Source organism: Fretibacterium sp., from assembly GCF_057312375.1.
This window is the reverse complement of record NZ_DBHLDX010000081.1, coordinates 1-7,532: the sequence shown is the minus strand read 5'-3', so window position 1 is coordinate 7,532 and position 7,532 is coordinate 1. Positions and strand designations below refer to the sequence as shown.

The following is a 7,532-nucleotide window of genomic DNA, read 5'->3' as shown; positions in this document are numbered from 1 at the left end:
CACATCAAGGCCACAATCGCAAGGCCGATGGTCAGCGAAGAGTTTCCGAGGATGAGCCCATATCCTTTCCGTCCTGCGCCGCGGCGGCGGAGGGATGCAAAAATCTGTCCCATGGCTCTAATCCAAGGCGACCCGTGGGTCGAGCAGCGAGTACAGGACGTCCGTTATCAGGTTGACGAACAGGACCATCACGGCAATGACGAAAACGCCTCCTTGAACCACGGCATAATCCCGACCGAATATGGCCTGGATCATCAAAGACCCGAGCCCAGGTAGGTTGAAAACCGTCTCCGTGATGACGCTGCCACCCAGCATGTGGGCCAGCTGTAACGAGAGCAGCGTGGCCGTCGAGATGAGGGAATTGCGCAGGATGTGCCGGGCACGGACAATACTCTCGCTCAATCCCTTGCTGCGTGCGAAATCGACATAATCGCTGCGGGAGATATCCACGATGTTGTTTCGAAGGTTCCGGACCAAGAGTGCGGCAGTGGAAAGAGATAAGGTGAACGCAGGGAGGATCAGGCCCATGAAATGGTCCAGAGGAGTGCGCCCCCACCCTCCAACGGGCAGCCAGCGCAGCTTCAACGCAAAGAGCATCATGAGCAGGAGTGCGATCCAGAAGACGGGGGTCGACAGGGCGATCAGCGCCCCGGTACGAATCAGATGGTCGGCGACTCTATCCTTTTTGGCCGCTGCAATGTAGCCCAGTGGAAGGCTTATGAGAAGTGCAATGAAGCCTGAGAAAAGCGTAAGGCTTAAGGTAAGGAACAACCTTTGGCCCAGAAGATTCGCGACGGGGACACCGAAGAGCACGGAGTTTCCCAAATCCAGCCGAAAAAGGTGCTTCAGGAAGAGCCAATATTGGACGGGAAGAGGGCGATTCAGGCCCAGCTTAATCTGAAGGGCCTCAACCTGGGCGTAGGTTGCCCGCTCTCCCAGGAGCGTTCGGGCAGGGTCGCCGGGAAGCATGTGAATCATGAGGAAGACTACGATGGTTACGACGAAGAGGACAGGAATCATCTGGAGGATGCGTTTTAGGATGTAGTTGAGCTGCTTCAAGGAAAAACACTTCCCTCACACGTATTCCGCAGCTCCCGACGTAGCGAGGTTGGGAACTGCGGGGACAGAGTTGCAGATGAGCAGACAAAACAATGGGCCCTGTGTCGATAGAAACGTGGGGAGTCAGGGCCCATCATCGCTTCAAAACCCGCTTTTATCCAACGGAACCAGGATGTGATAACTACTCATCCTTGTAAGCATCGATGAATACATAGCGCGAGAGGCCCGAGAACCTGAAGTTGTGGACCGTGTCCTTCCGTGCAACGGGATAGACGTTCTCGTAGAGCGGATACATTGGACATTCATCGAAGAGAATTTGCTGGATTTCCTCGTACATGCCGCGGCGTTTCTCCACATCCAGCTCCTTTTCCGCTGCATGGGCCAGCTGTGTGACCCTTTCGTTCTTCCATCCCGTGTGAAAGCCATGGCTGGCATCGTAATCGGCGATGAAGCTGGTGAACCCTACAGGGTCGGCGGTGTCTGTGGACCAACGCAGCATCGTGACCTGGTGCTTCAGGTTCTGGAAGGACGCGCTGACTGTCGGCCCTTCCAGCGGAACGAGCTGAAGGTCCACGCCAACCTTCGCCCACTGCTCTTTGAGCACTGTCGCGATGTTTTCCATGACGCTGTTGCCGGAGCTGTAGATGATCTCGAGCTTAAAGCCCTTTTCCTGACCGGCATCCTTCAGCAGGGCTCTGGCCTTTGCAACATCGTAACCGGGGTCTTTCAGTTTCTTGTTGTAAAAGGTGTCGACGCGCGGAAAGACTCCGAAGACCGGTGAGCCGTGACCGAAGAGTACCATTTTAATAATAGCCTGCTTATCGGTAGCCAGACGTAGGGCGTTGCGAACCCTGACGTCATCGAGTGGAGGGAAAGTCACGTTGAAATTGACAAAACGCTGCTCCGTGGAGGGCTCCGTGTCTACGGCAAGTCCGGGATAGGAGGCGAGCTCGTCGATCCTGTTGTGAGGAAGATCCCTGACGACATCGACTTGACCCGCCTGGAGCTGCATGATACGCGTATTGTCGTCCGGGACGACGATAAAGCGGAATTCACTGGCGACAGGTTTGCCCTCGACGTGGTAATAGGGGTTTTTCTTGAGGATATAACGCTGGTTCAGCTCCCACTCGGCAAAATAATAAGGGCCGGTTCCCATGGGACTGTCACGGAATGCCTCTGCCCCAACCTTCTCAAAATGCTTCTTGGACTGGACGGAAAGGGCAGGGTTTGTCAAATTGGAGAGAAAGGGGGCATAGGGTTCGGACAGGGATATGACTAGCGTATCCTCATCAGGAGCAGAAACCTCCTTGACGGCGTGGGCCAGGTAGCTCCATGGGCTTTCCGGCCCCGCGTCCCTCAAGCGCAGGATCGACCATATCCAGTCCTCGGTGGTGACGGGCGTGCCGTCATGGAACTTGACGCCCTTTTTCAGGTTGAAGGTATAGGACAAACCATCCTCGCTGACCTTCCAGCTTTCAGCAAGGCCGGGAACGATGCGGATCCCCCCCTGACCATCCTCCTCGGTCGTCACGAGGGACTCCAAGGCAAAGAGGAGCAGAGAAACGATCTGACCGTCCTCGGTGACGACGTCAAGGTGTGGCGCCGTCGTGATGCAGGCCACGGATATCGGCGCATCGGAAGCAGCGTTCGCGGCAATGGAGAACTCTGGGGCAAAAAACGTAACGAGGCACAACAACGTCAATAAAACCCTACTCCTGGTCAAGATAAAATTCTCCTCCTTTGTCCCTAACCGTATAAAATTTTTCCGTATCACACGACTACCCATTGCACTCTTCAATATGATACTCTGAAATCAGAATAAAATAAAGGGTGCATCGGGCCTAAAAGCGCCCCGCCCCTGTAAGAGAGGCTGCCGGATGGGCGGCATGATCACTGAATAGCAACGCGTAAAACAAAAATACTTGACAAGATTTTGCGAGCTCCTTATAATTAGCCCAGCTTAAGGAGCGTGCTGTATCACCGCCGAGCCGAAGTTCAGGAGTGGATGCGATGTGGCCGCTTTGAACGATGGGGAGCGCCTGGAGCGCAGGGTCTATCTCAATTCGCTCTACGACTTTTACTCCCCCCTTTTGACGGAGCGTCAGCGGGACGTCTACGAGATGCTCTACTTCGCTGACCTGGCCCCGACGGAGGTTGCCCGCTCGCTGGGGGTCAGCCGTCAGGCCGTCCACATTCTGGAACGGCGCGTTATGGAGCGCCTTGAGGCGATCGAGGGAGAGCTTCACTTCTCCGAGACGACCCGACGGCTGGAGGAGAGGATCCACGAGCTTGAGGCGAGGAACGAGGCCTTGCGCTTGAACGAAACGAATGGAGGCGCGTGAGCATTTTTGCCGTCCTCCACTTTATAAGGAGTAGAGCAGGGGATGTTTGACGCACTGAGGGAGAAGCTGGAGGCCGCGTTTTCGCGTTTGCGAAGCAGGGGGAAGCTCTCGGAGGCGGACGTTGACGCCGCGCTTCGCGAGATACGCAAATCCCTGCTGGAGGCGGACGTCGATTTCAAGGTGGCCCGCAGCCTCGTCGCCAGGATAAGGGAGAGGGCGCTGCAGCTCGACGTCATCGAGTCGATCAGCGCCGCGCAGCATATCGCGACGGTGGTGTACGAGGAGCTCGTTTCCCTGATGGGGGACCCCGCTCCGCTTGCCATCGCCTCGATGCCCCCCACGGTGATCCTCATGGTGGGGCTTCAGGGAAGCGGAAAGACGACGACGACGGTCAAGCTGGCGCGGCGGCTTCAGGGCTCCCACAGCCCCCTCGTCGTGGCGTGCGACCTGCGACGACCTGCGGCCGTCGATCAGCTGAGGGTGCTGGCGGAGGAGTCCAAGGTCGCCTTTTACGGTCCCGAGGCCGGTGAGACGGACGTCCTTGAAGTAGTGCGCGGGGCTCGCCGGCGTGCGGCGGACCGCATGAATGACGTCATCCTGCTGGACACGGCCGGACGCCTGCACCTGGATCAGGAGCTGATGGAGGAGCTCTCGGCCATCGCCGCAGCGCTCCCGCCCCACGAGAAGCTCCTCGTTCTGGACGCGATGATGGGGCAGGAGGCGGTCAACGTCGCGAGGGCTTTCCATGAGCGCCTGGCGCTGACGGGGCTGATCCTGACGAAGCTGGACGGTGACGCCCGAGGCGGAAGCGCGCTGGCGGTCCGTGCGGTGACCGACGTGCCCGTGAAGTTCGCGGGGGTGGGGGAGCGGACGGACGCCCTTGAGGTCTTCGACTCCCGGCGGATGGCGGGCCGCATCATGGGCATGGGCGACATCCAGGGCCTTGTGGAAAAGGTCCAGGCCGCGGACGTCGGCGACGCCGAGAAGATCGCAAGCAGCCTGAAGGGGAAGCAGTTCACGCTGGAAACCCTTCTGCTCCAGTTTCAGCAGATCGAGAAAATGGGGCCCCTTGGCAAGGTGATGGAGATGATCCCCGGCTTCAGCCGCTTGAAGGGGATAAACGTCGATGAGGCGGACAACGCCGCCATCCGTCGGAGCAAGGCGATCATCCAGTCCATGACGCCGGCCGAGCGCCGTAACCCCCGGATCATCAAGGGGTCGCGCCGGCGGCGGATCGCGCTGGGCTCAGGGACATCCGTGCAGATGGTGAACCAGTTGCTGGCTCAGTACGAGCAGATGCGAAAGCTCTTCAAGTCCTTTTCCGCCGCAGGGGACAGCAAGTTCAAGCTGCGCTCCCTCTTCGGCAGGATGGGTGGCGTTCGCTGAAGCCCTGGGACGCCCTGCCCCCGCAGGGAGGGATTGCTCAGGTGCCTGTTGGGGAATTCATTCCCCCAGATTTTTCAGGAGGTGTCTTGTTGTAATGGCAGTGAGGATTCGTTTGTCGCGCTTGGGCAAAAAGAAAGCCCCTTATTACAGGTTGGTGGTTGCGGACTCCCATTCCCCTCGGGACGGGAAGTTCATCGAGCTGATCGGGACCTATAACCCCATGACCGATCCGGCGGCCGTAGCCATCAACGAAGATCGCGCCCTGTACTGGTTGAGCGTCGGGGCCCTGCCCTCGGACACGGCGCGTGGGCTTTTGAAGAAGCAGGGCATTTGGGAGAAGTTTGAGAGCAAAAAGGCCCAGTAGGGACTTTTTGGAGTTCATCCTCAGCACGTCACCGCAAAAAAACAGGAGGTGCCACAATGGTCAATTACAAAGAGCTTGTCGAGTTCATCGTCAGACATCTTGTCACTCAGCCGGATGCCATCAGCGTGGAGAGCGGCGAAGAGGAGAGTGGGATCAAGGTTATGATTCGTGTTGCCCACGAGGACGTGGGGCGCATCATTGGGAAGCGCGGCGCCACGATCAACGCCATCCGGCTTTTGGCCAAAGCGGCCGCTGTCAAAGCCGGCGAGCGTGTGGACGTCGATATCGTAGAGGAGTAGTGAGGTACGATTTCCAGAACGGCCTCTAAGGACGTCCAAACGTCTGAAAAAATCCAGATTGGACGTGTGGCCTCCGCGCACGGCCTTCAGGGGGCGCTGACGGTGGTCCCCCTGACGGACTTTCCGGAACGCTTCCAGGCGATGAGGACGATCGCCCTCTATCGCGGAACGGAAGCCCTCTGCACGCTTGAGGTGCGCGGTGTTCGCTTCGACGAGGGACGCAACCTTCTCACGCTGCAAACGAACCTTTCGACGCGGGAGGAGGCGGAGGCCTGCGTGGGGGCGTCGATCCTCATCGACCAGAAGGAGCGGGTCGAGCTTCCGCGGGACAGCTTCTGGGTGGACGACCTGATCGGCCTCGCCGTCGAGGACCTGGAGGGACGCCCTCTGGGGACGGTGACGGATTTTCTGACGGGCGCCAACGAGCTGTACGAGATACGCGACGCCGCGGGGGGCCTGCACTACATCCCCGCCGTTCGGGATTTCGTTCGCGACATCGACCTTGAGGGAGGCCGTATCAAGCTCTCTTTGATCGAGGGGCTCTGGGACTGATGCACGTAACGATCGTCACGGCGTTCCCTGAGTTCTTTCGTGATTTTCTCTCGACGAGCATCCTGGGCCGCGCCGTCAAAAGAAACCTGCTACGGGTGGACTTGGTGGACCTTCGCGAGTTCGGCCGGGGCGGGTATCGCCAGATTGACGATTACGCCTTTGGAGCGGGAGGCATGGTCCTCGCGGCGCCTCAGTTGGAGGACGCTCTGAACGTGGCCCGCGGTAGCCAGGAAGCCTGTGTGGTGTATCCCTCTCCGCAGGGAACGCTCCTGACCCAGGAGATCGTCGAAACGCTCTCGCGCCAGGAACACGTCGTCATCCTCTGCGGTCACTATGAAGGGATTGATGAGCGCTTTGTCGAGCGCGAGGTGGACCTTGAGGTGAGCGTGGGCGACTGCGTCCTCACCGGAGGCGAGATCCCCGCCATGGCCGTCATCGACGCGATGGCGCGCCTCGTTCCGGGGGTCGTCGGTCGAGGGGAGGCGGTGGAGGAGGACTCCTTTTACCGCGGGATGTTGGACCATCCGCACTACACCCGGCCGGCTTCCTGGAGGGGGATGGACGTCCCGGAGGTGCTTTTGAGCGGCAACGAGGCGGAGGTCCGGACCTGGCGTCGGGCCAGGGCGGTGGAGCGAACGCTGACCCGCCGTCCCGACCTCCTGGCGAGGGCGGCGATAGGGGACTACCTCTCCGGAGAGGCCTGTTTGGCGCTCCTCACGGCCGACAGGCCGACGTCGGAAGGGGTGGAGGCCCTCTCCTCCCTCTGTCGTTTTTATGGGTTGGGGCGACCTTTTTTCGTCATCCTTCGCCCTGAGGAGCGGCGTTCGTTCGACGCGGGCGCGGCGGAGGCCGCGAGCCCCCCAAAGGTATTGGGGAGCCTGTCCCGCGTTTGGGATTGGACCCGGGCTCACGGGAAGGGACGACCGACGCTGACCGTCGTCATAGAGGCTCAGCCACGTGGCGGCAGCCTTCATACGCTGGAGGCGAAGCGTCGCTGCCTGGAGCACGAGGGGCCGTTGCTCTTTCTCTTCCCCGACGGAGTGGAGGCGGGGGAGAGCGCGGAAGGCCCTGTGGTTTATGCCTCGGTGGCTCAGGAGGCGGAGGCGCTGCCCCTGGCGGTCAGGGCGGGAATTGCACTGGACCGATTTTTAGGAAAGCGCTGATTTTTATTTAGGAGGAAGCACCAGTGAACGTATTGAACCTTGTCCAGAAGAATTATCTTAAGGCGGACCCCGCGCCCGAGTTTCGGCCGGGCGACACCCTTCGCGTCCACGTGAAGATCAAGGAGGGCGCGCGCGAGCGAATTCAGGTCTTTGAGGGCGTGGTCATCGCGCGCCAGCACGGCGGGTTGGACGAAACCTTTACCGTGCGCAAGATTTCGAGCGGGGTCGGGGTGGAGCGGGTCTTCCCCCTGCATTGCCCCTCCATCGATAAGATCGAGGTCCAGCGCAAGGGGCACGTCCGCCGCGCGAAACTGTACTACCTGCGCAAGCTGAGCGGAAAGGCCGCGCGCATCAAGGAGCGCCGCGA

General features: G+C 59.9%; 9 protein-coding genes. 7 read left to right on the top strand and 2 right to left on the bottom strand.

Features of this window, described 5'->3' with window-relative positions:
* Positions 1-117: 117 nt before the first annotated feature.
* Both ACO41U_RS09455 and ACO41U_RS09450 read right to left on the bottom strand, forming a co-directional pair.
* Positions 118-1,059 carry an ABC transporter permease gene (locus ACO41U_RS09455; protein ID WP_485943456.1) on the bottom strand — a complete coding sequence of 314 codons (942 nt, stop codon included), beginning with the start codon at positions 1,057-1,059 and terminating at the stop codon, positions 118-120.
* A 181-nt stretch (positions 1,060-1,240) separates the two neighbouring features.
* Entirely contained in the window at positions 1,241-2,761 is a 1,521-nt protein-coding gene (locus ACO41U_RS09450) for an ABC transporter substrate-binding protein (protein ID WP_485943454.1), read from the bottom strand.
* Positions 2,762-3,071: 310 nt separating this feature from the next.
* Here ACO41U_RS09450 and ACO41U_RS09445 point away from each other — a divergent pair, with 310 nt between their 5' ends.
* The 7 genes from ACO41U_RS09445 to rplS form a co-directional block, all read left to right on the top strand.
* Positions 3,072-3,401, top strand: coding sequence for a sigma factor-like helix-turn-helix DNA-binding protein (locus tag ACO41U_RS09445; protein WP_298781768.1), 330 nt, complete (start codon positions 3,072-3,074; stop codon positions 3,399-3,401).
* A 42-nt stretch (positions 3,402-3,443) separates the two neighbouring features.
* The gene (gene ffh, locus ACO41U_RS09440) at positions 3,444-4,787 is read left to right on the top strand and encodes a signal recognition particle protein (RefSeq protein WP_485943451.1); all 1,344 of its coding nucleotides are present in this window, start codon (positions 3,444-3,446) and stop codon (positions 4,785-4,787) included.
* Positions 4,788-4,881: 94 nt separating this feature from the next.
* On the top strand, positions 4,882-5,151 hold the full coding sequence (rpsP, locus tag ACO41U_RS09435; RefSeq protein ID WP_015556552.1) for a 30S ribosomal protein S16: 270 nt from the start codon (positions 4,882-4,884) through the stop codon (positions 5,149-5,151).
* A 56-nt stretch (positions 5,152-5,207) separates the two neighbouring features.
* Entirely contained in the window at positions 5,208-5,450 is a 243-nt protein-coding gene (locus ACO41U_RS09430; RefSeq protein WP_298781760.1) for a KH domain-containing protein, read from the top strand.
* 9 nt (positions 5,451-5,459) lie between these two features.
* A complete protein-coding gene (rimM, locus tag ACO41U_RS09425) occupies positions 5,460-6,002 on the top strand; it encodes a ribosome maturation factor RimM (protein ID WP_366123314.1) in 543 nt (180 codons plus the stop codon).
* On the top strand, positions 6,002-7,165 hold the full coding sequence (gene trmD / locus ACO41U_RS09420) for a tRNA (guanosine(37)-N1)-methyltransferase TrmD (RefSeq protein WP_485943449.1): 1,164 nt from the start codon (positions 6,002-6,004) through the stop codon (positions 7,163-7,165). The genes rimM and trmD overlap by 1 nt, the downstream gene beginning before the upstream one ends.
* Before the next feature lie 23 nt (positions 7,166-7,188).
* Positions 7,189-7,532 (top strand): 50S ribosomal protein L19 (gene rplS / locus ACO41U_RS09415; RefSeq protein ID WP_485943447.1); only part of this gene is annotated, 344 nt, incomplete at its 3' end.

Bases quoted from the DNA above. Each gene is read 5' to 3' on its own strand.
- ACO41U_RS09430 (WP_298781760.1), top strand. From the start codon at position 5,208: ATGGTCAATTACAAAGAGCTTGTCGAGTTCATCGTCAGACATCTTGTC.
- trmD (WP_485943449.1), top strand. From the start codon at position 6,002: ATGCACGTAACGATCGTCACGGCGTTCCCTGAGTTCTTTCGTGATTTT.
- rpsP (WP_015556552.1), top strand. From the start codon at position 4,882: ATGGCAGTGAGGATTCGTTTGTCGCGCTTGGGCAAAAAGAAAGCCCCT.
- ffh (WP_485943451.1), top strand. From the start codon at position 3,444: ATGTTTGACGCACTGAGGGAGAAGCTGGAGGCCGCGTTTTCGCGTTTG.